Genomic DNA, 26,025 nt, shown 5'->3' with positions numbered 1-26,025 from the left:
GGCCGCGGGGCGGCGATTACTTGACAGGAATCGTCGTGCCGGCCGGCATCGGCACGGCGCTCACGCTGTTTTTCGCGCTGCCGCTGACTACACGATCGCTGTACGTCATGTACACCAGCGTGTTGCGCTTCGCGTCGACCACTCGCACCACATGCAGCGATTTGAAGATCAGCGACATGCTGACCGAGAACACATCGGATTGCTGCTTCACGGGGCCGGTGAAATGAATCGCTCCCACTTGCCGGCAAGCGATCGATGCTTCGGTCGGATCTTCGGCGATGCCGAGCGTGCCCTTGACGCCGCCCGTGCGTGCCCGCGAGACATAGCAGGTCACGCCCTGGACGAGCGGATCGTCATAAGCCTCGACGACCACGCGGTCGGAGCCGGTAATGCGGAAGTTGGTATTGACGCTGGCGACTTCTTCGCTGTGAACGAGTGGGATGGAAAGGGCTGTGGCGGCTGCAAGCGCAAGGCGCATCACGGTGGGTTTCATGGGAGGGCCGGGAATGAGTGCTTGGGTTGGGCGCGAGAGATCCGCGCCGATAAAGCACCATCGTATAACGGTGTGGCCGCCAGAGGGTCAGTGCAAATGCGCCAGGTCATGCGCTATCTTCCGGCCGGAGCCGACCACGTCGCCCCTCGATTCAAGCCACCGGATCCGGCATTGAAATAGGGCAGACCAAAAGGCCAGACCAAAAGGCCAGACCAAAACAAAAAGGCCCGCACGAATGCGGGCCTTTCAAATTTTTGGCTCCTCGACCTGGGCTCGAACCAGGGACCTACGGATTAACAGTCCGGCGCTCTACCGACTGAGCTATCGAGGAACAGCAGTACAACTTGATCTACATAAAAAAGCCCGTATTGGTTAACGGGCTTTTGCAATTCTTGGCTCCTCGACCTGGGCTCGAACCAGGGACCTACGGATTAACAGTCCGGCGCTCTACCGACTGAGCTATCGAGGAACAGAACAACAAACAGCAGAGAAGCGAAATTGTAGGAGGTGACTAGACGCCTGTCAATACCCTGCATTCATCTCGATTTGGTCCGAATGCAACGGCAGGGGCGGGCGCGGCGCCGCTCAGCGTACGAGCAGGGCCAGCTTTTCCTTCACGTCCTTGAATTCGTCGGCTTCCGGCAGCGGCGCTTTGGTCTTGGTGATGCTCGGCCAGTTCTTCGCGAGATCGGCATTCAGCTCGGTGAAGTGCTGCTGGTCGCCCGGCACGTCTTCTTCGGCATAAATGGCGTTCACCGGGCATTCGGCCACGCACACGGCGCAGTCGATGCATTCATCGGGGTCGATCGCGAGGAAGTTGGGACCTTCGCGAAAGCAGTCCACCGGGCACACATCGACGCAGTCGGTATAGCGGCACTTGATGCAGCTTTCGGTCACAACGTGAGTCATTCAGGCAGCTCCTGCATGCGGAATCAGGGGAGGCGAAACGCCAAAAGCGCTATTGTAACGTAACGTCAAGAGCCGCATGCAGCATCGGGCAACGGCTTTTATACGTTTTTGTGATTAGTTTATGGCGTCCGGCGAGCGCCGCCCGCCGACGCGCTGAATCCGGATGCATTCGGGTAACATGCGTCAGGTTGGCGCGCACGGGGCGCGCCGCACGCGCATGGGTTGACGCGGTTGGTCGAGCCAAGCCTTCCGTTTTTCCTGCAGTCCAGTTCGCACCATCATGATTATTACTTCGCTGCTCGACACCGATCTGTACAAGTTCACGATGATGCAAGTGGTGTTGCATCACTTTCCCGCGGCGAATGTCGAGTACCGGTTTCGCTGCCGCACGCCGAATGTCGACCTCGTGCCGTATATCAGCGAGATTCGCGACGAAGTGCGCAAGCTCTGCGATCTGCGCTTCACCGACGACGAGCTCGACTACCTGCGGCGCATGCGCTTCATCAAGGGCGACTTCATCGAGTTTCTCGCCCTGTTCCATCTGAACGAGAAATACATTTCGATTTCCCCCTCGCCGAAGGGCAATGGTGAAATCGACATCGAGATCAAGGGGCCGTGGCTGCACACGATCCTGTTCGAGATCCCGATGCTCGCGATCGTCAACGAAGTCTACTTCCGCAACACCCAGCAGAAGCCTGACTACAGTGAAGGGCGCGGCCGTCTCGTCGAGAAGATCAAGCTGCTCGGCGCCCGCCCGGAATTCGCCGACTGCAAGATTGCCGACTACGGCACGCGCCGCCGCTTCTCGAAGCAATGGCACGAAGAAGTGATTCTCACGCTGAAAGACGGCCTCGGCGAACAATTCGCCGGCACCAGCAATGTCTTTTACGCGATGAAGCACAGCCTCACGCCGCTCGGCACGATGGCGCATGAATACCTGCAGGCGTGTCAGGCGCTCGGTCCGCGGCTGCGCGATTCGCAGATCTTCGGCTTCGAGATGTGGGCGAAGGAGTATCGCGGCGACCTGGGTATCGCACTGTCGGACGTGTACGGCATGGAAGCCTTCCTGCGCGACTTCGACATGTACTTCTGCAAGCTGTTCGACGGCGCGCGCCACGATTCCGGCGACCCGTTCGACTGGGGCGAGCGCCTGCTCAAGCACTACGAGGCGAACCGCTGCGACCCGCGCACGAAGATCCTCGTGTTCTCCGACGCACTCGACATTCCGAAGGTGCTGCAACTGTACGAGCGTTTCCGCGGCCGCTGCAAGCTGGCATTCGGCGTAGGAACGAATCTGACAAACGACCTGGGCTACAACCCCTTGCAGATCGTCATCAAGATGGTTCGCTGCAACGGTCAGCCGGTGGCGAAACTGTCGGATTCGCCGGGCAAGAACATGTGCGACGACAAGGCCTATCTCGCGTATCTGCGTCAGGTGTTCGGCATTGCGCAACCCGAGGAAGACGCGGCGAAGTAAGGTGGCGTCTGCGCGGCGCGTGTGTCGATGTCTTGTGCCGATATTCTGTTGGGATCTCGCAGAGATCGTGCTCGCCGCGTGGCCGATACGCTGCCTTAGGCCGTTCGGCCAGGGTGTTCCCGCGCAGGGTGGCCGGTATAATTCCCGCCATATCGCACGGCTGTCGACACGAGGATTTCGCATATGGACACATCGATTGCCCGCCGCAACATCCTGGCGCGCATCCGCGCGGCACAAGGGCGCGAGCCTGAGCCCTCCGCTGCCGAGCGCGAGGCGGCTGCGGATTATCTGGCGCGCCATCCCGAGGGGCCGCGTCCGGAGATGCCGGCCGATCTGACTACGCGCTTCATCGAAGAAGCGCAGAGAATGGCCACCACGGTCGACACGGTCGACTCGCTGGGAGACGTGCCTTCCGCCGCGCATCGCTACCTCACTGAACACGCTTTGCCGCTGCAAGCGATCGCATGGCAAACCCTGCAAGATCTTCAATGGGCCGAAGCCGGCCTTCACGTCGAATTCCGCAAACCTGAAGACGGCGACGTGGTCGGTCTCACTGGCTGCTTCTGCGCGACTGCGGAGACGGGCACGCTTGTTCTGTTGTCCGGACCGGAAACCTACGCATCGGCAGGCTTGCTGCCGGAAACGCATATTGCAATCGTGCCGGCTTCGCGCATCGTCTCAGGACATGAAGAGGCGTTTGGGCTGATCCGCAGCGAACGCGGTGAACTTCCGCGCGCGGTCAATTTTGTCTCCGGGCCGTCGCGCACCGGCGATATCGAACAGACTATCGTGCTTGGCGCACATGGGCCGTATCGGGTGCATGTGATCGTCGTGCGTGGCGCTTGAGCGTGGCGAGCGGCCAGGCCTTCGGCCGCGCACCGTCACTCGCGCAAATAAGGACTTCAAGAATATGAAACGACATGCCGTGTGGGCGAGCATGACGCTCGCTGCTGCTCTGACGTTGGCCGGGTGGCCTCAACTAGCATCGGCGGCTACGCTTGACGGCGCGACGCTGTCGGCGATGTGGGGCCTGCCGTTTGCGGGCGTGCTGTTGTCGATCGCGGTGTTTCCGTTGGTCGCACCGGCATTCTGGCATCACCATTTCGGCAAGATCGCGGCAGCGTGGGCACTGCTCTTCCTGGTGCCGTTTGCGCTTACCTTCGGCACGGGCGTCGCATTCGGAACCTTGGTGCACGCGGTGCTCGAAGAATACATTCCGTTCATCGTGTTGCTGACGGCGCTTTATACGGTCGCGGGCGGCATCTGCGTGCGCGGCAATCTGCATGGCACGCCGCGCCTGAATACTGCAATTCTCGCGCTCGGCACGCTATTGGCCAGCATCATGGGCACGACGGGTGCGGCGATGCTGCTGATCCGCCCATTGCTGCGCGCTAACGACAATCGCAAGCACGTCGTTCATGTGGTGGTGTTCTTCATCTTTCTGGTCGCGAATGCGGGCGGCTCGTTGTCGCCGCTTGGCGATCCCCCGCTCTTCCTCGGCTTCCTGCAAGGCGTCAGTTTCTTCTGGACCACCACGCATCTGGCGGTGCCGATGCTGTTTGTCTGCGTCGTGCTGCTGGCCGCGTTCTATGCGTTGGATTCGTACTATTTTCATCGGCGTGAAGAAGAGCGTTCGCGCTTTCTCGATCCGACGCCGGATTCGCCGCCGCTAGGCGTCGACGGCAAGATCAACTTCGTGCTGCTCGCTGCCGTGATTGCGCTGGTGCTGATGAGCGGACTCTGGAAGTCAGACATCGTGTTCGACGTTTTCGGTACGCACGTCGCGTTGCAAAATGCCGTGCGCGACGTCGCGCTGATCGGCGTCACCTTGCTCTCGCTGGCGTTGACGCCGCGCGCGGCACGCGCCGGCAATGACTTCAACTGGGCACCGATCGAAGAGGTCGCCAAACTGTTTGCGGGCATCTTCGTGACGATCGTGCCGGTCATCACAATCCTGCGCGCCGGCGAGGCGGGCGCGTTCGCCGGCATCGTCCATCTGGTCAACCCGTCCGGCCAGCCCCACGACCTGATGTATTTTTGGGCGACTGGCCTGCTATCGTCGTTTCTCGACAATGCGCCGACCTATCTGGTGTTCTTCAACCTGGCTGGCGGCGACGCGCAGACACTGATGACCACTGGCGCCACGACGCTCGCGGCGATCTCGGCCGGCGCGGTGTTCATGGGCGCCAACACGTATATCGGCAATGCACCGAACTTCATGGTGAAAGCGATCGCGGAGTCGCGCGGCGTTCGCATGCCGAGCTTTTTCGCGTATCTCGGCTGGTCGGTTGTGGTGCTGGTGCCGCTGTTTCTCGTCACCGGCTGGCTGTTTTTTTGACGGCTGGTTTCACATTCATCGTGACGCCGAGGTTGTTGGCCTCGACGCGCTATCCGGAGAATTGCAATGCAGAAGATCCTCGTCGCCCGCCCGATCTTTCCCGATGTGATCGAACGGCTCAAACAGTATTTCGATGTCGACTGGCACCAGGGTGAAGTCTTGCCCGCAGACGAGTTGACGCGCCGTCTCGCGGATAAAGACGGCGCGCTGACCGCGGGCGATCCGGTCGGCGCGGCGACGCTCGCCGCGGCGCCGCGTCTGCGTGTGGTGTCGAACATGGCGGTGGGCTACAACAACTTCGACATGGCTGCGTTCAACGCGGCGAACGTGCTCGGCACCAACACGCCGGACGTGCTGAACGAATCGACCGCCGATTTCGGCTGGGCGCTGATGATGGCCGCGGCGCGCCGCATCGCCGAATCGGAGCACTGGCTGCGCGCGGGCAAATGGCAGAAGTGGACCTATGACGGTTTTCTCGGCACCGACCTGTACGGTTCGACACTCGGCGTGATCGGCATGGGCCGGATCGGACAGGCGCTGGCGCGTCGCGCCAAGGGTTTCAACATGCAGGTGATTTATCACAACCGTTCGCGTGTCGCGCCGGAGATCGAGGCGGAGTTGAACGCGCAATACGCGTCCAAACAGGACCTGCTGCAGCGCGCCGATCACGTGGTGCTCGTCTTGCCGTACACGAAGGAAAACCACCATACGATCGGCGCAGCCGAATTCGCGCAGATGAAGCCGACCGCAACGCTCACCAACATCGCACGCGGCGGCATCGTCGACGATGCCGCGCTGGTCGAAGCGCTCCGCACGAAACAGATTGCCGCAGCGGGCCTGGATGTTTACGAAGGCGAGCCGCGTCTGAATCCGGATCTGCTGACGGTGCCGAATGTCGTACTGACACCGCATATCGCCAGCGCGACCGAAGCAACGCGCCGCGCCATGGCGAACCTCGCCGCGGACAATCTAATCGCGGCACTGGGCGAAGGTCCACGTGCCGGCCGGCCGCCGAATCCGATCAACCCCGAGGTCATCGGCAAGGCGCGTTCATGACAATGATTCTGGTGGCGGCCGTTGCCGTGCTGGCGGTCGCCTTGGTCATCGCGTTGGCGTTGCTGATGCGCGGTAGTCGCACTGACGGAAGCGAGCAGTTCGAGATTCTCAGCGAACGTATCGATACGGCGGCGGATGCGCAGTCGCATGCTTATGAGCGGCTCGAGCGGCAACTGCGCAACGACATCACGGAAACGGCGCGCGTCTCGCGCACCGAGCAGAGCAGTGGGTTCGCGCACTTCCAGCAAACGCTGGCATCGCAATTCAGCAGTATGACGACGGTGCAGGGCGGCAAGATCGATGGCTTCGCGCAGCAACTCGACGCCGTGCGTCACAGCTTGCAGCAGCAGGCGCAGCAGGCACGCGATGAGCAGGGGCGCACGCTCAAGCAGTTCGGCGACACGCTGACCCTGCAACTGGGCCAGCTCACCGAGTCGAACGATCGCCGCTTCGCCGAAGTGCGTGCGACCATCGAGCAGCGCCTGAAAGACATCGAGGCGAACAACTCGACCAAGCTCGACGAGATGCGTCGCACCGTCGACGAAAAATTGCACGCCACGCTCGAACAACGCCTGGGCGAATCGTTCAAGCTGGTGTCCGACCGGCTGGAGCAGGTGCATCGCGGTTTGGGTGAAATGCAGACGCTGGCTGCGGGTGTCGGCGATCTGAAGAAAGTGCTCACTAACGTCAAAACGCGCGGCACGTGGGGCGAAGTGCAGCTCGAAGCATTGCTCGAACAACTGCTCACGGCGGATCAATACGCAAAGAACGTCGCGACGATACCGAAGAGCGCCGATCGCGTCGAATTCGCGATCAAACTGCCGGGCCGTGCGGAGGTGGGTGGTCCAGCTACGCCGGTCTGGCTGCCGATCGACGCCAAGTTCCCGCGCGAAGACTACGAGCGGCTGATCGAGGCCCAGGAGCGCGCCGATCCGGTTGCGGTGGAGGAGGCGTCGCGCGCGCTCGAAGCGCGGATTCGCGCCGAGGCACGCACGATTGCAGAGAAGTACGTGTCGCCGCCGCACACCACTGATTTCGCGCTGCTATTTCTGCCGACCGAAGGTCTGTACGCAGAAGTCCTGCGTCGGCCGGGCCTGACGGACCTGCTGCAGCGCGACTATCGCGTGACGATTGCCGGCCCGACCACGCTGACCGCCTTGCTCAATAGCCTGCAAATGGGGTTCCGCACGCTGGCGATCGAGAAGCGGTCGAGCGAAGTGTGGCAAGTGCTCGGCGCGGTGAAAACGGAGTTCGGGAAATTCGGTGACGTGCTGGCCAAGACCAAGGCGCAGCTTGAAACCGTCACGCGTTCGATCGAAGCCGCGGAAACGCGCACCCGCGTCATGAACCGCAAGCTGCGTGACGTCGAGGCGTTGCCGGGTGAAGAGGCGAGCGGGTTGCTCGGCGATGCGCTAACGGGTGTGGATCCCGACGAGCAGTAGAGTCTGACGGTTGGCTCGAACCTAAACTCAGGAAGCGGCGGCTGCGGCCAACTGTTCCAGCGCGTCGCCCGTCAGACGCACGACGCGCCAATCCGGCATCACTGTCGCGCCCAATTTTTCGTAGAAGCTAATGGCCTGCTTGTTCCAGTCGAGCACGGTCCATTCAAAGCGTCCGCATTGCCGCTCGACTGCCAGTGCCGCCAGCCTCGCGAGCATCGCGGCGCCTAGCCCGCTACCGCGCTGACCCGGTTGCACGTAGATATCTTCGAGATATAGTCCGCGCTTGCCGGCGAAGCTCGAGTAATTGTGGAAGAACAGCGCATAGCCGACGATGCGTCCTTCGTTTTCCGCCACCAGTGCTTCGATCGAGGGCCGCGCGTCGAACAGCGCGTCGCGCAATCCGTCTTCGGTCGCGACGAATACGTGCGTGAGACTCTCGAATTCGGCCAGCTCGTACGTCAGCGCGAAGATAGCGCCCGTATCCGCAGGCGTCGCGGCGCGGATCGTGGCGGGCATTACGCTTCTTCCGGCGCGTCGGTCAGTTGGATTTCGATACCGCCAAAGCGCGACGCCACCCAGTTGTAGGCGTGGCACGCAATCCACAGCAGGATGAAGCCGAGAATCGCGTTCAGCAGCAGCGCACTGAACACGGTGCTCAGTTCGACCGAGCCATAGCGGATGAACGCCACCAGCACGCCGAGCAGCACGATCGGCACCGAGAATGTCAGGTACACGAGGATAAGCGCTTTGGCCGTCTGTCCCGGTGCAATGAACGAGATCTGTTTTTTCATGTAAGTCAAACCCGTGTGTCGTAGTGGTAATGGGTAAAGCGTGCAAATGAGGCTGAAAGCGCGGCCGTAAAACGCCGCCACGCAAGCGTTCGGTCAGGCGTCAGATCAGGCCGTCGAACAACATGATATCGACGTGCTCGCCCTCGCCAATATCGGCTTCATCGTGCCCGAGAACGATGAAACAATTTGCTTCGCTCATCGAACTCAGCACGCCGGAGCTTTGCGAGCCGGTCGGCGTGACATGCCATTGGCCGTGCGCATCTTGCCCGGCGACGCCGCGCTGGTATTCGGTGCGGCCGGCGCGCTTGCGGATGGCCTGGCGGCTGGCGGCGCGCAAGACCGGCAGCGGCTGCGGCGTAGCGCCGGACATCAGCAGCAGCGCTTCGCGCACGATCTGGTAGAACGTCACCATCACGGCCACGGGATTGCCCGGCAAGCCGAAGAATAACGCGGGTAGCCCGAGACCCGGATGCGCGCCGGACCAGACGCGGCCAAAAGCGAGCGGCCGGCCCGGACGCATTGCGAGACTCCAGAAGGCGACGTCGCCGAACGTCTGCAGCAATTGCTTGGTGAAATCCGCTTCGCCCACCGAGACGCCGCCCGAAGTCAACACCACGTCGGCGCTGGCTGCGGCGCTGCGCAATGCAGCCTCGAGCGCCGCGGGTTCATCGCGCACCACGCCGAGATCGAGCGTGTCCATGTTCAGGCGCCGAAGCATCGCAAACAGCGTGTAGCGGTTGCTGTCGTACACCGAACCCGGGTCGAGCGGCTCGCCCAGCGAGCGCAATTCGTCGCCGGTTGAGAAAAACGCGACGCGCAGGCGCCGCCGCACGTTGACTTCGCCAATGCCGAGCGAAGCCAGCAAACCGAGGTCCGACGCGCGCATGATGCGGCCGGCGCGTAGCGCGGCATGGCCGCGGGCGAGGTCTTCGCCGGCGAGGCGCCGGTTGGCGCCGGCTCGCAAGGCGTTGGCCGCAAAACGGATCGAGGTGGAATCGGCGCTGCGCTCGACAAGCTCCTGCGGCACGACGGTGTCGCAGTCAGCCGGCATGCAGGCACCCGTCATGACGCGTACGCATTGCGTCGTGTCGACGTGGCCCTGGAACGGATGACCCGCCAGCGCTTTGCCGGCGATCGTCAAATTGACCGTGGATTCACTCGTTGCCAATGCCGCGCTATTGAACGCGTAGCCGTCCATGGCCGAATTGTCGTGCGACGGGACGTTGATCGGCGAAACGATATCGGCTGCGAGCACGCGGCCGAGCGCATCGCGCAAGGGCACGCGTTCGACCGCCGTGACGGGCGTTGCCCATTGACGGACGATCGCCTGGGCGGCCGAAACAGGTAGCGCATGAGGATCGTACTGCGCGACGCAGCTGGAAAATTCGTTAAGCGTGGTCATGAAGGGCTGGACGTCGCGATCGGCGGCGGAAGCGGCTGTTGCCGTGCGGCCGGAGCGGGATTTCAACCGGGGCCTCAGCAACGCTCGAGGTCGGCGAGTTCTTGTAACGAATTGATATTGTAAAACGCGCGCTCGTCGGTAAAGGCGACTTCGACCGTCTTGTGGCGCGCGTACCACGCGCGAACCTTACGCTCGCCGGCGTCGAGAAAGGCCGCCAGGTCGTCGGCGAGACTCGTGCGCAGCAATGCGAACACGGGATGGAGCGAGACGTGGCCTTCGGCGTTCGTGGTCGTGACGGTGGCGATGTCGGCCTGATGCGAGCTCAGTGCCTGCGTGAGATGGGCGGCGAGATCGGCGGGCAGCCCGGGCGTGTCGCAGGGCGCGCTTAGCACGTACGCGGTGCCGGCCGCGCGTAGACCGGCGAGCAGGCCCGCCAGCGGTCCGGGGAAGCCGGGCAGGGTGTCCGCAAGCACCTTGGCGCCGAACGGCGCGCCCAGCGCCGTATAGACCTCAGGGTGACGATTGGCGCTGATCAGGAGGGCGCCGGTTTGCGGTGCGAGCCGCTTCAGCACGTGAGCGGCGAGCGGCTCGCCGTGCAGCGTTTGCAGGCCCTTGTCGACGCCGCCCATACGCACGCCGCGTCCGCCCGCGAGGACCAGACCGGTGATGTGTTCGCGAGCCGGGTTCATGGGCGCGGCCGGTTTAGCCGCCGATGTACGACATTTCCACGCGGCGGGCGTCCTGCGCGCGCGGTGCGGCTGCATTGCTGCCGCGCAATTGTGAATAACGGTCGCCGCGGCCTTGCCAGATTTCGGCGACGGCGGTGGCGATATCGGCATCGCTCGCACCGCTGCGCAGCAGCCCACGCAGATCGTGACCGGACGAGGCGAACAGGCACAGATACAGCTTGCCCTCGGTCGACAGACGCGCTCGCGTACAACTGCCGCAAAACGCGCGCGTCACGCTCGAAATCACGCCGATTTCGCCACCGCCATCCACGTAACCCCAGCGCTGGGCGGTTTCGGCTGCGCTGTGCGCTTCGAGCGGCATGAGCGGGAAATGCTCGGCGATGCGCGTCACGACGTCGGCGGAAGGTAATACCTCGGTCATGTTCCAGCCGTTCGACGTGCCCACGTCCATGTATTCGATAAAGCGCAACACCGCGCCCGAGCCTTTGAAATGCCGCGCCATCGGCACGATTTCGCCGTCGTTGGTGCCACGTTTGACGACCATGTTGACTTTCACCGGCGCGAGTCCCACCGCGTGCGCCGCGGCGATCCCGTCCAGCACGTCGGCGACCGCGAAGTCGGCGTCGTTCATGCGGCGAAACAGGGTGTCGTCAAGCGCGTCGAGACTCACCGTCACGCGGGTCAGGCCGGCGTCTTTCAGGCTGCGCGCCTTACGCTCCAACAGCGAGCCGTTGGTGGTCAACGTCAGATCGAGCGGGCGGCCTTCCGGCGTGGCGAGTTGCGCGAGCCGTTCGATCAGGAATTCCAGATTTTTGCGCAGCAGCGGCTCGCCACCCGTAAGACGGATTTTCTCGACGCCGTGCGCGACGAAGAGCCGCGCCAGCCGTTCGATTTCTTCGAAGCTGAGCAGTGCGCTATGTGGCAGGAAGGCGTAATCCTTGTCGAACACCGCGCGCGGCATGCAGTAGACACAGCGGAAATTGCAGCGATCCGTCACCGAGATGCGCAGATCGCGCAGCGGGCGCGCCAGCGTGTCGTGCAGCGCGCCGCTGGGCGCCTGCACGGGGCCGGTAATGACCGGCACCGCGCTGAGATCGGCAACAGGGATGATGCGTCGGGACATGAATTGCTTCGCTTGATGCTTCGTTTCGGGCTGCTTAAGTGCCGGGCCTGGTGCTGCGACCGGTGCTGCGATTGGAACCTAGATATTCATTCTAGCGGAAATGCATCCGGCGGCTGCCGGCGCCAGGACGCCGTCCGGGTATACGGGGAGGGGCATAAAGCCCGTAATCGGACGGGGCCGCGGCGCCCATAAAACAAAAAGCCCGCCGGTGAGGGCGGGCTTTTTGCCTGGCGGCGGTTCGCTTACTGTGGATGCTTACCGGTTTCCACCATTTGCATCGGCGCGGTTTCGACCGGCGGCAATGCCTTACGCTCGCGACCTACGCGAACCGGCTTGGCCGCTTGCGCAGCCGCTTCCTGCGCGGCCCGCAGCTTGTCGGCGTCGGTGTTCACCCAGACGAGACCGGCTTGTTCCAGCACCGGCTTCAGGGCTTCAGCCGACACACCGGCATTACGTGGCGCTTGCGGCGCAGCAACTGCAACGGGCGTCGGCTCAATTGCTGCCGGTTCAACGACCGCTTCAACTGCCGGTGCGACCCCTGCCGCGACCGGTTGCGCTTCGAAGATATCGGCTTGCCGTGCCGGCTGGGCGGCCGGCGCTTCGACCACTGCTGCCGGAGCCACCGTTTCCACCGGAGCCGGTGCGGCTTGCGCTTCAACTACCGGAGCAACTGCCGGCGCTTCGACCCGAGTTTCAACCGGAGCTTCAAAGCGGGCGACCGGTTCGGCGAGCGAAACCGTCTCGCTGGCAGCCGGCGCAGCTTGCGCGGCTTCAACCGGCGCGGCAACGGCTTGCGCCACCGGCGCTTCCACGGCCTGCTCGACCGCAACCGGTGCAACCGGCGCTTCTGCGACCGGCACAACCGTTTCCGTCTTCGCAGCCTGCTCGGCGGCCAGCGCCGGCGTTTCGGTTACAGCGTGCAGTTCGCTGACCACAACGGTTTCCGTCGCGACAGCAGCAACAACCACTTCCACCGGCTTGACTGCAGCCGCTTCGTTGACTTCAGCCTTGTGCTCGACCGCTTGGTGCGCGGTGCGCACCGGTGCGTCATCGGTCACATTGATGTTGTCGCCTTCACCTTCCGCAACGTCCGCAGCCAGGTTGCCGTTCACGTCTTCTTCACGCTCACGACGACCACCACGACGGCCGCGACGGCGACGACGGCGCTCTTCACCTTCACGCGCCACCGCTTCCTGATCGACCGGCATACCGTTTTCGCCCAGGGCGGTCTGGTTTTGCGCCAGCTCTTCCGCCGTTTGCGCGTCGCTCTGCGTCAGTGCATCTGCGGCTTCCGGCTGCTGCTTGCGGCGTTCGCCACGTTCAGCGCGCTCGCCACGCTCACGGCGTTCGCCGCGTTCCTGGCGTTCACCACGTTCCTGGCGTTCACCACGTTCGGCGCGCGGTGCGCCCTCGACGGTTTCCGCACGATCGCTGCCGCGATTGTCGCGGTCACGGCCCTCGCGACCTTCACGCGGCTCACGAGCCTCGCGCGGTTCGCGGCCTTCACGGGTCTCACGCGGTTCACGCTGCTCACGGTTAGCGCGCGGCTCGCGCGATTCACGTGCTTCACGCGGCTCACGACCTTCGCGTGCTTCACGCGGTTCGCGTTCCTCGCGACGCTGCGACGGTTGCTGACCCTGAGCCTGACGGCCGCCGGTCGCGCCTTCGCCACGGCCCGTTGCATCGCGGCCGCCTGCGCCGCTACGGCGGTTGCGGTTGCGATCGCCGCCGCGTTCGCCGGTGCGCTCACCGCGCTCCGTGCGTTCGCCGCGTTGCGGACGCGTCTGCTTTTCGGTCGTAGCCGGTGCGACAGGCGCCGGCGCGGCCGGCTGCATGCCGAACAGATTCTTCAACCAGCCAATAAAGCCGCCGCCGGCCGGAGTGACGGCCACCGGTGCCGGGGTTACTGCCGGACGGACCGGCGCGCTCGGGGCCGGCTTCTCAGGCGTGATGCCCTTGACCGCGGCTTCCTGCTTCGGCTTCACTTCCTCGGCGCGCTTGCTGTAACCGGTTTCCGATTCCAGTTCACGGGCCGCTTCTTCGGCCATCTTCCACGAAGCGCGCGGCTCGTCGAGGCGCGCATCGTCGTGACGCAGGCGCTCGAGCTTGTAATGCGGCGTGTCGAGATGCTTGTTCGGGATCAGAACGACGTTGACCTTGAAACGCGATTCGATCTTGTTGATTTCGGCGCGCTTTTCGTTCAACAGGAAGGCGGTCACTTCGACCGGCACCTGGCAATGGATCGCCGCGGTGTTTTCCTTCATCGCTTCTTCCTGAATGATCCGCAGCACTTGCAGCGCGGACGATTCGGTATCGCGGATGTGGCCCGTGCCATTACAGCGCGGGCACGTCACATGGCTGCCTTCCGACAGAGCCGGGCGCAGACGTTGACGCGACAGTTCCATCAGGCCGAAACGCGAGATCTTGCCCATCTGGACGCGTGCACGGTCGTGCTTCAGCGCGTCTTTCAGGCGTTGCTCGACTTCGCGCTGGCTCTTGGCCGATTCCATGTCGATGAAGTCGATCACGATCAGGCCGCCCAGGTCGCGCAGGCGCAACTGGCGGGCCACTTCGTCGGCGGCTTCGAGGTTGGTGCGTGCCGCCGTTTCCTCGATGTCGGCGCCCTTGGTGGCGCGTGCCGAGTTCACGTCGATTGCGACTAGCGCTTCCGTGTGGTCGATCACGATGGCGCCGCCCGAAGGCAGCGGGACCGTGCGCGAATACGCGGTTTCGATCTGGTGTTCGATCTGGAAGCGCGAGAAAAGCGGCACGTCGTCGTGATACCGCTTCACCTTGCTGACATTATCCGGCATCACGATATCCATGAAGGCGCGAGCCTGGTCATGGATTTCGGTGGTGTCGATCAGAATTTCGCCGATATCCGGCTGGAAATAGTCACGAATCGCGCGAATAACGAGGCTCGATTCGAGATAAATCAGCATCGGCTGGCCGCTCGAACCGCTTTGCGACGCGGCTTCGATGGCGCGCCACAGTTGCATCAGGTAGTTCAGGTCCCACTGCAGCTCTTCGGCGGAGCGGCCAATACCGGCCGTACGCGCGATGATGCTCATGCCTTCCGGCAATTGCAGTTGCGCCATGGTTTCGCGCAGTTCCTGGCGGTCGTCGCCTTCGATCCGGCGCGATACGCCACCGCCGCGCGGGTTGTTCGGCATCAGAACCAGATACCGGCCGGCGAGCGAGATGAAGGTGGTGAGGGCCGCGCCCTTGTTGCCGCGTTCTTCCTTTTCGACCTGAACGATCAGTTCCTGGCCTTCACGGAGGGCGTCCTGAATGCGCGCGGAGCGCATGTCGACGCCGTCACGGAAATACTGGCGGGCGACTTCCTTGAACGGCAAAAAGCCGTGGCGGTCTTCGCCGTAGTTGACGAAACAGGCTTCGAGCGACGGCTCGATGCGGGTGACGATGCCCTTGTAAATATTGCCTTTGCGCTGTTCGCGGCCGGCGGTTTCGATGTCGATATCGATGAGTTTTTGCCCATCGACGATGGCGACGCGCAGTTCTTCCTGCTGCGTCGCGTTGAACAACATTCGTTTCATTGAACGGCTCCAGGCGGCTTAGCTAGCCCTCAGCTGCGCGGTTGTCAGTCGCGAGAGCCACGAGGGCAGCGGCATGCCGCGCCTTATTGTGTTTTCACAAGCACGCTGGAGCGGGAAAAATGGCGGGAGAATTGCCTGAGAGGGCCCGGCCCCATTGAAAAATGGGCGCGGTGCCGCAGGGCACATGCGAACACGGCTTCAAATAACGACCCGACACGCCGCGGGTTCTGCCAGCAGACCTTCATAAGCCTTTCGTCCACTCGCGCCGGTGCGCCAACTGGGCGCGTGACCGGAGGGCCGGAGGCTGCGGTCATGCCGCAGCGGGAAGTTCGCGCAGTCGGCGCGTCTTTTCTCGCTGGGGGTGTCTCGCCTCATTTTGACGTCGCCATGTCTTGTATTTTCTACAAGACGCCTCGGGCGCACGCCGTATTTTCGCAACTCGCAGCTTCCTACAGCAGGGCGTCAGACCGCCCGATACCGAAGCTGAAAGTTAAATTCTTTTTTACCAAAATTCCGTTACCGTCGAAGCCGACCTTGACCGAACGCGCCTGTGGGCGCCGTCCCTGCCGGGCACTGACTTCGTGCGTGCAACATGTTGCATCTCATTTTCAGGGTGAGCAACCAGACCCCGGCGCAAGTAAAATAACGGTTTATCGCTTGCACCTGCGCAATCCGCCCGAATTCCGGACACTGCGCCGGCCGCCGCAGACTGCTGGGCAAATTATATTCATAATGAAAGAGTTAGGCAAAATATCCCAGAAATCGGTCGCAAGCGACCAGGTCTCGATGATCGAGATCGATGACAGTGCGGCCGGACAGCGCATTGATAACTTCCTGTTGCGCGTCTGTAAGGGCGTGCCAAAAAGCCATATTTACCGCATCCTGCGTAGCGGCGAGGTGCGTGTGAATAAGGGCCGGATAGACGCGCAGTACCGCCTCGAGCTGGGCGATCTGGTGCGCGTGCCGCCCATTCGCGTCGCTCAACCGAACGAGACGATCGCCCAGGCGCCGGTGCCGAGCGCCGATTTCAAAATTATTTTTGAAGACGAGCACATGCTCGTGATCGATAAACCGGCCGGCGTGGCGGTCCACGGGGGCAGCGGCGTGGCGTTCGGCGTGATCGAACAGATGCGCGAAGCGCGGCCCCAGGCGAAATTCCTCGAATTGGTGCATCGGCTGGACCGCGAGACCTCCGGTATCCTGATGCTCGCCAAGAAGCGCTCCGCGCTGGTCAATCTGCACGAGCAGATTCGCGAGAACAAGATGGATAAGCGCTACTATGCGTGCGTCCACGGCGAATGGGCGAGCGACTGGGGCCGCCGCCGCGCGGTCAAGGAGCCGCTGCATAAGTATTTGACTGCGGACGGCGAGCGACGCGTGCGTGTCCAGGCCGACGGCCTCGCGTCGCACACGGTTTTCAATCTGATCGACCGCTGGCCGGAGTACGCGCTGCTCGAGGCGGAACTGAAGACCGGCCGCACGCATCAGATCCGCGTCCATTTGCAGCATCTGGAACTGCCGATCGTCGGCGATGCCAAATACGGCGACTTTGCGCTGAACAAGGCGCTGGCGCGCGCCAACGCCAAGCCTGGCCTGAAACGCATGTTCCTGCACGCATACCGCCTTAAGCTGACGCATCCGGCGACCGGCGCGCCCGTGCAGTTCGAGGCGCCGCTGCCGGCCGAATGCCGCAGTTTTGTGGCGCAGCTCAATGAATTACGTGAATCACAAAATGGGTCAAACCCGGAGACGACACCGCATGGCTAGAGAGCAATTTGATCTGATCGTCTTCGACTGGGACGGAACGCTAATGGATTCGACCGCGCACATCACGCGCAGCATCCAGTCGGCGTGTCGCGATCTCGGTCTGCCGGTTCCCGCCGATGAGGCCGCCAGCTATGTGATCGGCCTCGGCCTGCGCGACGCGCTGCAAATCGCCGCGCCTACGCTCGATCCGTCCGACTACCCGCGTCTGGCGGAGCGCTATCGCTTCCACTATTTAGTGAAGGACCAGACCACCGAGCTGTTCGTCGGCGTGCGCGAGATGCTGCAGGAATTGCGCGATCAGGGTTATCTGCTGGCGGTCGCGACCGGCAAGAGCCGCGTCGGGCTGAATCGCGCGCTCGACCAGTCGCGTCTGACGAGCCTGTTCGACGGCACTCGCTGTGCGGACGAAACCTTCTCGAAGCCGCATCCCGCGATGCTGCACGAGCTTACGCGTGAACTGGGGCAGGATCCGGCGCGCACGGTGATGGTGGGGGATACGACGCACGATCTGCAAATGGCGATCAATGCGGGCGTCGCGGGCATTGGTGTCACATACGGCGCGCATCCTGCCGGCTCGTTGACGGCTTTGTCGCCGAAATTTGTCGCCTCGAGCGTGACCGACCTGTCCGGTTGGCTGCGAGAGAACGCATGAGTACGGGTATAACCGAGGCGGCGACGGAAGCGGTTCGCATTTGCGCGTCCGAAGAACTGGTCGATGGCGGCGCTGGTGTACGGCGCGCGGCCAGGCTCGGTGGTGGCGACGTCGTGGTATTTTTTGTTCGCTATGATGGCCGTGCATACGGCTATTTGAATCGCTGCGCCCACGTGCCCATGGAGCTCGACTGGGCCGAAGGGCAGTTCTTCGAATCGTCCGGTTTATACTTGATGTGCGCCACACATGGCGCGATTTACACGCCAGATACGGGCAAATGCGTCGGCGGCCCGTGCCGTGGCGGCCGCTTGCGCCCCGTCCAGGTTGATGAGCGGGATACACCTGAAGGCCGTGCCGTGTTCTGGCTGCCGGACGGCGAACTGCGCCCGGCCATCCCCTGATTTTTCTCCTCTTCGATCTTTCCACTGCACCGCATGTCCGACAATTTGACTCCCGAACCGAAGGAACCGTCCCTGACAGGCCGCCCCCGCACGCCTGCCGATGAGCCGGGCTGGGAGCGCGCCGCGCTCGAGCGCATCGCGCTTGCGGCCATCACCGAGCAACGCGCGGCACGCCGCTGGAAGATCTTCTTCCGGTTTGTGTTCCTGATCGTCCTGCTGCTGGCGGTATGGGGCGCGTTCGATTTCTCGGGCGATAAGGTAACGACCACTGGCCGGCATACGGCCATGATCACGCTTGACGGCGAAATCTCCGCTGATACGAACGCGAACGCGGAAGATATCAACACCGCGCTGGAAAATGCGTTCGACGATGCGGGTACGGCAGGCGTGATCCTGCGTTGCAACAGCCCGGGCGGCAGCCCGGTGCAGGCGGGCATTATCTACAACGAGATTCGCCGGCTGCGCGCCAAGTATCCGTCGATCCCGTTGTATGTCGTGGTCGGCGACATGTGCGCGTCGGGCGGCTATTACGCGGCCGCGGCGGCCGACAAGATTTACGTGGACAAGGCGAGCATTGTCGGTTCGATTGGCGTGCTGATGGATAGCTTCGGCTTTACCGGCTTGATGGACAAGCTGGGGATCCAGCGCCGCCTGCACACTTCGGGTGAGAACAAGGGCTTTTTCGACCCGTTCTCACCGGAAACGCCGAAGATGGACGAACATGCGCAGGACATGCTCGACCAGATCCACGCACAGTTCATCGACGCCGTGCGTCAAGGTCGCGGCAAACGCCTGCACGAAACGCCGGACATGTTCTCGGGCCTCTTCTGGACGGGGCAGAAGAGCGTCGAGCTGGGGCTTGCAGATGGTCTCGGCGACGCGGATTACGTTGCGCGCGACCTTTTCAAAGCGCCGGATATCGTTGACTACACGGTCAAGGAGAGCATTACGGACCGCGTGGCGCGCAAGTTCGGTGCGGCAGTCGGCAGTGGCGCCGTTCACGCGATGGCGCTTGGCGGGAAGATGAGCTTGCGGTAATTCAATATGGAAAAAGCCCCGTGCGATCGAGTGTTGATCGCGCGGGGCTTTTTTGCTTTTTGCCGTTAGTAAACAGCGACCGATCGGCAAGCTGATCGGTTCGAGCCGCGGCAGCGGTCAGACGGCGAGGATCAGGAAAATTGCCGGCCGTTTGTGGAGATCGATAGCCGGTTTCTTTTTCCAGTCGGCCACAGTGCGGCTGGCGATGGTTTCCGTTTCCAGCGTCAGATCGACGGCGACGCAGACCAAGGTGGAGGGCGCGCACGTCGCCAGCAACGTGTCGAGCAGCGGCTTATTCCGATAGGGCGTCTCGATAAAGATCTGCGTTTGTTTGACTTTGCGCGACTGCTGCTCCAGATCGCGCAGGCGCTTGGCCCGTTCGGTGGCATCGACCGGCAGATAGCCGTGGAACGCAAAACTCTGGCCATTCAGGCCGGAAGCCATCAACGCCAGCAGAATCGAGCTCGGCCCGACAAACGGCACGACCTTCACGCCGCGCTCATGCGCGCGGCGCACCAGCAGGGCGCCCGGATCGGCGACCGCCGGGCAACCGGCTTCGGACACTAGGCCGGCATCCGTCCCCGCCAGCAAAGGCGCGAGCAGTTTGTCGATCTCACCGGCCGGCGTGTTGATGTTCAGTTCGCGAATCTCGATTTCCTGGATCGGTTTTTCGGTGCCGACTTTCTTCAGGAAGGCGCGGGTGGTTTTCGCGTTTTCGCCGATGTAATAGCTGAGCGACGCCGCGCGGGCCCGCACCGGCGCGGGCAGGACGGCGTCGAGGGCGTCGGCATCGCCTTCGCCGAGCGTGTTCGGGATCAGATATAAGGTGCCGCTCATTGCGCCCCCAGGAGTGGATAGCCTACTGCGAGCAGCATGCGCGACAGCGCGATCAGCGGTAGTCCGACCAGCGCGGTCGGGTCGTCCGAGTGAATGGCTTCGAGCAGCGCGATGCCGAGGCCTTCGGATTTTGCGCTGCCAGCGACGTCGTAGGGCGTTTCGGCATGCAGATAGGCGTCCAGCGCGGCGTCCGGCAGCTCGCGGAATTGCACGCGAGTGATGACGTCGACGGCTTGCGCCGCTCCAGAACGGCTGTCGAACAGGCACAGCGCACTATGAAACAGCACTTCGCGGCCGCGCATTGCTTGCAACTGGGCGAGCGCCTTGTCATGTGTACCGGGCTTGCCGATCTGCAGACCGTCGTAAGTAGCGACCTGATCCGAGCCGATGACAAGTGCGGCTTCACCGGCGCCGAACTTGGCTGCCACCGCGCGGGCTTTTGCCTCGGCGAGGCGCAGGGCCGTCACTTCGGGCGTTTCGTCGGCGAGCGGCGTTTCGTCGATTGCCGGGACGACGACTTCGAACGGAATCCGCAGGCGCTCGAGCAGTTCTCGACGATAAGGTGAACTCGACGCCAGGATCAGGCGTGGCGGGCGATTGAGGGAATCTGGCATGTGCAACCAACGGCTAGAGAGGCGGGTCGTACGAGGCTGTGCGGGTGGCGCACGTGTACGGGCTTAAGTGTTTGACTCGAAAAGACAAAACGGATATGATTTCGGGCTTTTCATCGGTATGCTATTGCACAGGCGGGCTGCTGCTTAGGTAACGCGCTTTGGCAATGCCGAGCAATACCGTGCAGCGCATGGGTTCCGCGGACTGCTTTGCAAACCGATGCTTTGCAAACCGATGCTTTGCAAACCGATTTACCCCCGGCGAAATCCTTGCCGACGCAGGAGCGCACATGACTCAACATCCTGGCAACCCTGCTGGTCTGTCCGACCCGCACGATATCGATCTGTTCGAATTTGCGCGGAGTGGGCGTCAGGCCGCGGGTGTCGTGCGCGTCTCGCAACTGCCGCGCATGTTAAACGAAGTCCCGGTTGAAGCGCCAGACCGCGATACCGCGTTCACCTGGCAAGCCGAAGGGGCGACGCAGCCGGAATTGCAGGACGACGGCACCGAGGGTCCACAGCCTTATCTGAGGCTGGCGATTCACGGTGCTGCATGGCTCGAATGTCAGCGGTGCATGACACCGTATCTGCAGGCGTTCAATGTCGATGCAACTTACCGGATCGTCAGCACTGAGGCGGAAGCCGAAGAGTTTCCGCTCGACGAGGATGAAGTCGAAGTGATCGTGGGCTCGCGCCAGTTCGATCTCATCGACTTGATCGAAGAAGAGTTGCTGCTTTCCTTGCCGCTCGTGCCCAAGCACGAGGTGTGTCCCGAAGTGCACGAGAGCCTCGTCTCTGGTGTGGCTGGAGCAGAAGGCGAGGGCGACGAGGCTGCGCCGGATGAAGCTGGTGAGGGCGCTGAGCCCGAACGGCCCAATCCGTTTGCGGCGCTCGAAAGTCTCAAGCGCGGTGAGCTGGGCGACAAGAAGCACTGAACAGTTGCATGGGAGCGCGAAGCGGGCGCATTGGCCATTCGGTCAATGGCGGACACCGGGTCGGGCTGTGTTAGAATTCGGAAAATTTTTAGGAGTTAGTCATGGCAGTTCAACAAAATAAGAAGTCGCCGTCGAAGCGCGGCATGCACCGTTCGCACGATTTCCTGACGGCAGCGCCGCTGGCCGTGGAGCCGAGCACGGGCGAAGTGCATCTGCGTCACCACGTTAGCCCGAACGGCTACTATCGCGGCAAGAAAGTCGTCAAGACGAAGAACGACTAATCGTTTCACTGCGGTGCGCCCCTTGGCGTTTCGCGTGGCGATCGGCTCGCTTGACATTTTCCCGGCTCGGCAAAAAGGCGGCATTCATCTGCCGCTTTTTTGTGTCGATCGCAGTTGGCGCTTTAGCGCTTACTGTGGTTCCATGCAGGGCGCCTGAAATTCGTCGCACTCCATGACAGTAAAGCTCACGATAGATTGCATGGGAGGCGACCACGGCCCGTCCGTGACCGTTCCCGCAGCCGTCAACTTCGTTCGTTCGCATCCCGATGCTGAGTTGCTGCTCGTCGGCATTGAAAGTGCGATTCGTGCGCAGCTGAAGAAGTTGAAGGCTCAAGACCTGCCGGCGCTGACCGTCGTACCTGCTTCCGAGATCGTCGCCATGGACGATCCGGTCGAAGTCGCGCTGCGCAAGAAAAAAGACTCATCCATGCGCGTGGCGCTCAATCGCGTCAAGGAAGGCGAGGCGCAAGCCTGCGTTTCCGCCGGCAATACCGGCGCGCTGATGGCGGTCTCGCGTTATGTGCTGAAAACGCTGTCGGGCATCGAACGCCCGGCCATTGCGTCGGCACTCCCCAATCCCAATGGCTACACGATGATGCTCGACCTGGGCGCCAACGTCGATTGCGAGCCGCAGCATCTGCTGCAGTTCGCGGAGATGGGGCACGCGCTCGTGTCCGCGCTCGAGGGCAAGGAGCGGCCCACCATCGGCCTGCTCAACATTGGCGAAGAAGCCATCAAGGGCAACGACACCATCAAACGCGCCGGCGAACTGCTGCGCGCGAGTACACTTAACTTTCACGGTAACGTTGAAGGCAACGACATCTTCAAGGGCACGGTCGACGTGATCGTCTGCGACGGTTTTGTCGGCAATGTCGCGCTGAAGACGTCGGAAGGCCTCGCGCAGATGCTCTCCAACATCATCAGGGAAGAGTTCGGCCGCTCGTGGCTCACCAAGGTGATGGCGGTGCTCGCCTTGCCGGTATTGATGCGCTTCAAGAAGCGCGTCGATCATCGGCAATACAATGGCGCCGCGTTGCTGGGCCTGCGTGGGCTGGTGATCAAAAGCCACGGTTCGGCGGATGCCTACGCGTTTGAGTGGGCTATCAAACGCGGGTATGATGCCGTCAAAAACGGCGTGCTGGAACGCCTTGCGCGAGCAATGGAAGAGAATGCAGGTTCTCTCGAACAGGCAGCGCGCGATGCAAGCGGTGCGGGTCACGCAAGCCCGATCGCAGGCCAGCCAGCCGAGCCCTACGCTGCGCAATCCTCGAAGGCATAATGGCTCAATCGACAATTTATTCCCGCGTGCTGGGCACCGGCAGCTACCTGCCGCCCGGGCGCGTCACCAATCAGGATCTGGCCGAACGTCTCGCCAAGCAGGGTGTCGAGACGAGCGACGAATGGATCGTTGCCCGCACGGGCATCCATGCACGCCACTTCGCCGAACCCGATGTCACTACCAGCGATCTGGCGCTCATCGCCTCGCAACGCGCGATCGAAGCGGCGGATATCGATCCGCAATCCATCGATCTGATCATCGTTGCAACCTCCACGCCTGACTTTGTGTTTCCGAGCACGGCGTGCCTGTTGCAGAACAAGCTCGGCATCAAGAATCACGGCGCGGCATTCGACGTGCAGGCGGTCTGTTCGGGCTTCGCTTATGCGGTGGCAACGGCGGACAGCTTCATTCGTAGCGGCCAGCATCGCACGGCGCTCGTGATCGGCGCGGAAACCTTCTCGCGCATTCTCGATTTCAAGGACCGCACCACCTGCGTGCTGTTCGGCGACGGCGCCGGCGCGGTGATTCTGCAGGCGTCCGAAGAACCGGGCGTGCTGGCGAGCGCTCTGCACGCCGACGGCAGCCATTCGAACATTCTCTGCACGCCGGGCAATGTGAACGGCGGTGTGATCGAAGGCAGCGCGTTCCTGCATATGGACGGCCAGGCTGTGTTCAAGCTCGCGGTCAATGTGCTCGAAAAGGTCGCGGTCGAGGCACTTGCAAAAGCGAATCTGTCGGCCGAGCAGATCGACTGGCTGATTCCGCATCAGGCCAATATCCGCATCATGCAAAGCACCTGCCGCAAGCTCGGCTTGCCGCAGGAACGCATGGTCGTCACGGTGGGCGAGCACGGCAATACGTCGGCTGCGTCCATTCCGCTCGCATTCGACGTCGCGGTGCGCGACGGCCGCATCAAGCGCGGCCAGAACGTGCTGATCGAAGGCGTCGGCGGCGGCTTCACCTGGGGCGCGTCGGTTATCCGCTACTGATAGCGGCGACGTTATGGCGAGCGCTCTTTGCGGCGCTCGGCTACGCTTGAGCGCGCTTGCCATCAATCGGGCGCGCCACCCACATCTGACAACATCGATTTTGGGGACGATATGAAATTTGCGTTCGTTTTTCCTGGGCAAGGTTCGCAGTCGGTCGGCATGCTTAACGCATTCGCTGATCACGCGGTCGTGCGTGAGACGGTTCAGGAAGCGTCCGACGCGCTCAATCAGGACCTCGGCAAGCTGATCGCCGAAGGCCCCGCCGAAGATCTGAACCTCACCACCAATACCCAACCGGTCATGCTGACCGCCGCGTACGCGATTTACCGCGCGTGGCAGCAGGCCGGCGGCCCGAAGCCGGCTATCGTCGCCGGTCATAGCCTCGGCGAATACACCGCGCTGGTCGCGGCAGGCGCGATCGCGTTTCGCGATGCCGTGCCGCTCGTGCGTTTTCGCGCGCAAGCTATGCAAACGGCCGTGCCGGTCGGCGTTGGCGGCATGGCCGCGATTCTCGGCCTCGATGACGATACGGTCCGCGCGGTTTGCGCCGAAGCGTCGGTCGCGGGTGTCGTCGAAGCGGTGAATTTCAACGCGCCGGCGCAAGTCGTGATCGCGGGTCACAAGGCCGCCGTCGAAAAGGCCTGCGAAGTTGCGAAGGCGAAGGGCGCCAAGCGCGCGTTGCCGCTGCCGGTGTCGGCGCCGTTCCACTCGTCGCTGTTGAAGCCCGCGTCGGATCAATTGCGCGAGTATCTGGCCAGCGTCGACGTGCAGGTGCCGTCGATTCCGGTGATCAACAACGTCGACGTCGCGGTGGTCAACGAGCCGGCAAAGATCAAGGATGCGCTGGTGCGTCAGGCAGCCGGTCCGGTGCGCTGGGTCGAAAGCGTGCAGGCAATGGCTGCGCAAGGCGTCACGCATGTGATCGAATGCGGTCCCGGCAAGGTCCTCGCGGGATTGACGAAGCGTATCGACGGCAATCTGGTCGGCGCTTCGGTGTTCGACCCGGCTTCGCTCGAAGAAACGCTCAAGCTGGTGACGGCGGGCTAAACGCAGCCTCCTGGGGCGCCAGCAGGGCACCAGGCCTGACATCAAGAATCAATCAGCCCTCCGAAAGGGCATTCGGACTGACAGATGGAAAAGACTCTCGACAAGCAAATCGCAATCGTGACGGGCGCATCGCGCGGCATCGGCCGTGCGATCGCGCTGGAACTAGCGCGCCAGGGCGCGACGGTGATCGGCACGGCAACCAGCGAAAGCGGCGCGGCAGCGATCAGCGAAGCCTTTAACGCGGCTGGCGTAAGCGGCCGCGGCGCGGTGCTCAACGTCAACGACGCCGCCGCAGCCGAAGCGCTGATCGACGGCACCGTGAAGGAATTTGGCGCGCTGCACGTGCTGGTGAACAACGCCGGCATCACGCAGGACCAGCTCGCCATGCGCATGAAGGACGACGACTGGGACGCGGTGATCGACACCAATCTCAAGTCGGTCTTCCGCCTGTCGCGCGCGGTGCTGCGTCCCATGATGAAGGCCAAGGGTGGCCGGATCATCAACATCACGTCGGTGGTCGGCTCGGCCGGCAACCCGGGGCAGGTCAACTATGCAGCCGCGAAAGCGGGCGTAGCAGGCATGACGCGTGCGTTGGCACGCGAGATCGGCAGCCGCGGCATCACGGTGAATTGCGTGGCGCCAGGCTTCATCGATACCGACATGACCAAGACCCTGCCGGAAGAGCAGCAAGCCGCACTGAAGACGCAGATTCCGCTCGGCCGCCTCGGCAGCCCGGACGACATCGCACACGCTGTGGCGTTCCTCGCGTCGCCGCAAGCGGGCTATATCACCGGCACGACATTGCATGTGAACGGCGGAATGTACATGTCGTAACCAAATTCGGTTACTATCCGCGCCTTGACGCGTTTGCAAAAGCGTAAGGCGCATGCCTTGACAGGAACCCGATGCGC

25 protein-coding genes and 2 tRNA genes are annotated in these 26,025 nt (G+C 62.7%); 15 read left to right on the top strand and 12 right to left on the bottom strand.

Going from position 1 to position 26,025, the window contains the following annotated elements:
• Positions 1 to 16: 16 nt before the first annotated feature.
• The 4 genes from BM438_RS27255 to fdxA all read right to left on the bottom strand — a co-directional run bounded on the left by BM438_RS27255 (position 17) and on the right by fdxA (position 1,402).
• The gene (locus BM438_RS27255) at positions 17 to 493 is read right to left on the bottom strand and encodes a CreA family protein (protein WP_093640536.1); all 477 of its coding nucleotides are present in this window, start codon (positions 491 to 493) and stop codon (positions 17 to 19) included.
• A gap of 255 nt (positions 494 to 748) precedes the next feature.
• Positions 749 to 824: transfer RNA gene (locus BM438_RS27250), tRNA-Asn, on the bottom strand.
• Between the two features lie 62 nt (positions 825 to 886).
• A tRNA-Asn gene (locus tag BM438_RS27245) sits at positions 887 to 962 on the bottom strand.
• 116 nt (positions 963 to 1,078) lie between these two features.
• A complete protein-coding gene (gene fdxA, locus BM438_RS27240) occupies positions 1,079 to 1,402 on the bottom strand; it encodes a ferredoxin FdxA (protein WP_054036179.1) in 324 nt (107 codons plus the stop codon).
• A 280-nt stretch (positions 1,403 to 1,682) separates the two neighbouring features.
• Between fdxA and pncB the strand changes: the two genes are divergently transcribed.
• The 5 genes from pncB to BM438_RS27210 all read left to right on the top strand — a co-directional run bounded on the left by pncB (position 1,683) and on the right by BM438_RS27210 (position 7,715).
• Positions 1,683 to 2,879 carry a nicotinate phosphoribosyltransferase gene (gene pncB / locus BM438_RS27230; RefSeq protein WP_093640533.1) on the top strand — a complete coding sequence of 399 codons (1,197 nt, stop codon included), beginning with the start codon at positions 1,683 to 1,685 and terminating at the stop codon, positions 2,877 to 2,879.
• A gap of 183 nt (positions 2,880 to 3,062) precedes the next feature.
• Positions 3,063 to 3,725, top strand: coding sequence for a LutC/YkgG family protein (locus BM438_RS27225; protein ID WP_093640530.1), 663 nt, complete (start codon positions 3,063 to 3,065; stop codon positions 3,723 to 3,725).
• A gap of 64 nt (positions 3,726 to 3,789) precedes the next feature.
• Positions 3,790 to 5,217: a sodium:proton antiporter gene (locus BM438_RS27220; RefSeq protein WP_093640527.1), complete on the top strand. Its 1,428-nt coding sequence runs from the start codon at positions 3,790 to 3,792 to the stop codon at positions 5,215 to 5,217.
• 66 nt (positions 5,218 to 5,283) lie between these two features.
• Positions 5,284 to 6,273 (top strand): 2-hydroxyacid dehydrogenase, encoded by a 990-nt coding sequence (locus tag BM438_RS27215; protein ID WP_093640524.1) that lies wholly within the window; start codon positions 5,284 to 5,286, stop codon positions 6,271 to 6,273.
• Positions 6,270 to 7,715, top strand: a complete 1,446-nt coding sequence (locus BM438_RS27210) for a DNA recombination protein RmuC (RefSeq protein WP_093640521.1) — start codon at positions 6,270 to 6,272, stop codon at positions 7,713 to 7,715. The genes BM438_RS27215 and BM438_RS27210 overlap by 4 nt, the downstream gene beginning before the upstream one ends.
• A 27-nt stretch (positions 7,716 to 7,742) precedes the next feature.
• On the opposite strand, the gene BM438_RS27205 is transcribed toward BM438_RS27210, so the two are convergent.
• The 6 genes from BM438_RS27205 to BM438_RS27180 all read right to left on the bottom strand — a co-directional run bounded on the left by BM438_RS27205 (position 7,743) and on the right by BM438_RS27180 (position 15,277).
• Positions 7,743 to 8,231, bottom strand: a complete 489-nt coding sequence (locus BM438_RS27205) for a GNAT family N-acetyltransferase (protein WP_093640518.1) — start codon at positions 8,229 to 8,231, stop codon at positions 7,743 to 7,745.
• Positions 8,231 to 8,506, bottom strand: coding sequence for a hypothetical protein (locus BM438_RS27200; RefSeq protein WP_054036190.1), 276 nt, complete (start codon positions 8,504 to 8,506; stop codon positions 8,231 to 8,233). The genes BM438_RS27205 and BM438_RS27200 overlap by 1 nt, the downstream gene beginning before the upstream one ends.
• Positions 8,507 to 8,606: 100 nt before the next feature.
• On the bottom strand, positions 8,607 to 9,908 hold the full coding sequence (gene moeA / locus BM438_RS27195; RefSeq protein ID WP_093640675.1) for a molybdopterin molybdotransferase MoeA: 1,302 nt from the start codon (positions 9,906 to 9,908) through the stop codon (positions 8,607 to 8,609).
• A gap of 74 nt (positions 9,909 to 9,982) precedes the next feature.
• Entirely contained in the window at positions 9,983 to 10,597 is a 615-nt protein-coding gene (gene mobA / locus BM438_RS27190; RefSeq protein WP_093640515.1) for a molybdenum cofactor guanylyltransferase MobA, read from the bottom strand.
• A gap of 13 nt (positions 10,598 to 10,610) precedes the next feature.
• Complete coding sequence (gene moaA, locus BM438_RS27185; protein WP_093640512.1) at positions 10,611 to 11,720, bottom strand: GTP 3',8-cyclase MoaA; 1,110 nt, start codon at positions 11,718 to 11,720, stop codon at positions 10,611 to 10,613.
• Between the two features lie 242 nt (positions 11,721 to 11,962).
• Positions 11,963 to 15,277 (bottom strand): Rne/Rng family ribonuclease, encoded by a 3,315-nt coding sequence (locus tag BM438_RS27180; protein WP_093640509.1) that lies wholly within the window; start codon positions 15,275 to 15,277, stop codon positions 11,963 to 11,965.
• 732 nt (positions 15,278 to 16,009) lie between these two features.
• Here BM438_RS27180 and BM438_RS27175 point away from each other — a divergent pair.
• The 4 genes from BM438_RS27175 to BM438_RS27160 are packed head-to-tail and all read left to right on the top strand — an operon-like array spanning position 16,010 to position 19,135.
• Complete coding sequence (locus BM438_RS27175; RefSeq protein ID WP_093640506.1) at positions 16,010 to 17,044, top strand: RluA family pseudouridine synthase; 1,035 nt, start codon at positions 16,010 to 16,012, stop codon at positions 17,042 to 17,044.
• Entirely contained in the window at positions 17,037 to 17,696 is a 660-nt protein-coding gene (locus BM438_RS27170) for an HAD-IIIA family hydrolase (RefSeq protein WP_093640503.1), read from the top strand. The genes BM438_RS27175 and BM438_RS27170 overlap by 8 nt, the downstream gene beginning before the upstream one ends.
• Entirely contained in the window at positions 17,693 to 18,097 is a 405-nt protein-coding gene (locus tag BM438_RS27165) for a Rieske (2Fe-2S) protein (protein WP_093640500.1), read from the top strand. The genes BM438_RS27170 and BM438_RS27165 overlap by 4 nt, the downstream gene beginning before the upstream one ends.
• A gap of 33 nt (positions 18,098 to 18,130) precedes the next feature.
• Positions 18,131 to 19,135: a S49 family peptidase gene (locus tag BM438_RS27160; protein WP_093640498.1), complete on the top strand. Its 1,005-nt coding sequence runs from the start codon at positions 18,131 to 18,133 to the stop codon at positions 19,133 to 19,135.
• A gap of 117 nt (positions 19,136 to 19,252) precedes the next feature.
• Here the strand turns inward: BM438_RS27160 and BM438_RS27155 are convergent, their stop codons facing one another.
• The gene (locus tag BM438_RS27155; protein WP_093640495.1) at positions 19,253 to 19,972 is read right to left on the bottom strand and encodes an SAM-dependent methyltransferase; all 720 of its coding nucleotides are present in this window, start codon (positions 19,970 to 19,972) and stop codon (positions 19,253 to 19,255) included.
• The gene (locus BM438_RS27150) at positions 19,969 to 20,586 is read right to left on the bottom strand and encodes a Maf-like protein (protein ID WP_093640492.1); all 618 of its coding nucleotides are present in this window, start codon (positions 20,584 to 20,586) and stop codon (positions 19,969 to 19,971) included. The genes BM438_RS27155 and BM438_RS27150 overlap by 4 nt, the downstream gene beginning before the upstream one ends.
• A gap of 287 nt (positions 20,587 to 20,873) precedes the next feature.
• On the opposite strand from BM438_RS27150, the gene BM438_RS27145 reads away from it, so the two are divergent.
• The 6 genes from BM438_RS27145 (at position 20,874) to fabG (ending at position 25,948) form a co-directional block, all read left to right on the top strand.
• Complete coding sequence (locus tag BM438_RS27145; RefSeq protein WP_093640490.1) at positions 20,874 to 21,518, top strand: DUF177 domain-containing protein; 645 nt, start codon at positions 20,874 to 20,876, stop codon at positions 21,516 to 21,518.
• Positions 21,519 to 21,619: 101 nt separating this feature from the next.
• Positions 21,620 to 21,799, top strand: coding sequence for a 50S ribosomal protein L32 (gene rpmF / locus BM438_RS27140; protein ID WP_006051932.1), 180 nt, complete (start codon positions 21,620 to 21,622; stop codon positions 21,797 to 21,799).
• Positions 21,800 to 21,971: 172 nt separating this feature from the next.
• Complete coding sequence (plsX, locus tag BM438_RS27130; RefSeq protein WP_093640484.1) at positions 21,972 to 23,078, top strand: phosphate acyltransferase PlsX; 1,107 nt, start codon at positions 21,972 to 21,974, stop codon at positions 23,076 to 23,078.
• A complete protein-coding gene (locus tag BM438_RS27125; protein WP_093640482.1) occupies positions 23,078 to 24,067 on the top strand; it encodes a beta-ketoacyl-ACP synthase III in 990 nt (329 codons plus the stop codon). Before plsX ends, BM438_RS27125 begins: the two co-directional genes overlap by 1 nt.
• A gap of 111 nt (positions 24,068 to 24,178) precedes the next feature.
• Positions 24,179 to 25,114 carry an ACP S-malonyltransferase gene (gene fabD, locus BM438_RS27120; RefSeq protein WP_093640479.1) on the top strand — a complete coding sequence of 312 codons (936 nt, stop codon included), beginning with the start codon at positions 24,179 to 24,181 and terminating at the stop codon, positions 25,112 to 25,114.
• Positions 25,115 to 25,198: 84 nt separating this feature from the next.
• Positions 25,199 to 25,948 (top strand): 3-oxoacyl-ACP reductase FabG, encoded by a 750-nt coding sequence (fabG, locus tag BM438_RS27115; RefSeq protein WP_093640475.1) that lies wholly within the window; start codon positions 25,199 to 25,201, stop codon positions 25,946 to 25,948.
• The last annotated feature ends 77 nt before the right edge of the window (positions 25,949 to 26,025 follow it).

The sequence above is a fragment of the Paraburkholderia aspalathi genome, from assembly GCF_900116445.1.
In the GTDB taxonomy this organism is placed as follows: Bacteria; Pseudomonadota; Gammaproteobacteria; order Burkholderiales; family Burkholderiaceae; genus Paraburkholderia; species Paraburkholderia aspalathi.
The sequence above is the reverse complement of the archived record's forward strand: the minus strand, read 5'-3'. Positions and strand labels throughout refer to the sequence as shown.